This window comes from Pseudogemmobacter sp. TB195, assembly GCF_058313095.1.
The window spans coordinates 1-538 of the sequence record NZ_JBZEGG010000203.1 but is presented as its reverse complement, the minus strand read 5'-3'; the positions used below and the strand labels follow the sequence as shown (position 1 = coordinate 538).

Annotated in this window: 1 protein-coding gene; it reads right to left on the bottom strand. The window is 52.8% G+C overall.

Features of this window, described 5'->3' with window-relative positions; genetic code table 11:
• Positions 1-311: glycosyltransferase family protein (locus AC4FS3_RS29370; RefSeq protein ID WP_491023473.1), on the bottom strand; the 311-nt coding region annotated here is incomplete at its 3' end.
• Between the last annotated feature and the right edge of the window lie 227 nt (positions 312-538).

Sequence of the window (538 nt, the reverse complement as noted above, 5' to 3'; positions counted from 1 at the left end):
AAGCCGGCAGCTCGAGCTCGCCAACTGTAATCGACATCCTCCATATACATGAAAATATTGTCGTCGAAGCCTCCGATTGTTTCATAAATGGCTCTTGGTATCAACAAACATGCTCCTGACGCAAACGTAGTTGTCCCATCAAGATCGTATGGCTTTGGATGTTCTTCGGGAAACTGCCTCGCTTCAATGAGGGAGGCAGGGTATTGGTCGGAGGTCCGCACCATCTCCGATAGCAAGTCTGGATGGAGTAGCCCGTCCGGATTCACGCAAAGAAAGTACCGCGTACCCTGATCCGCGAAAGCTTCCGCCATCAGCCGATTCATGCCCCGGCCAAATCCGAGATTTCCTTCGGGGGCTAGGCGGCGATGAATTACCGTGCACGGCTCCCATTCAATCGCGTTTCCGCAATCGATACTAAGCAACTGGACGCCGCAACGATCGCTTTGAAGGCGGTCGGCCGCCACCTCAATAGAACGGAGAAGGCGACAGAGGTGAGGCTGTGGGTTATTATATGTTACAATGCCAAGATTAACTGCGC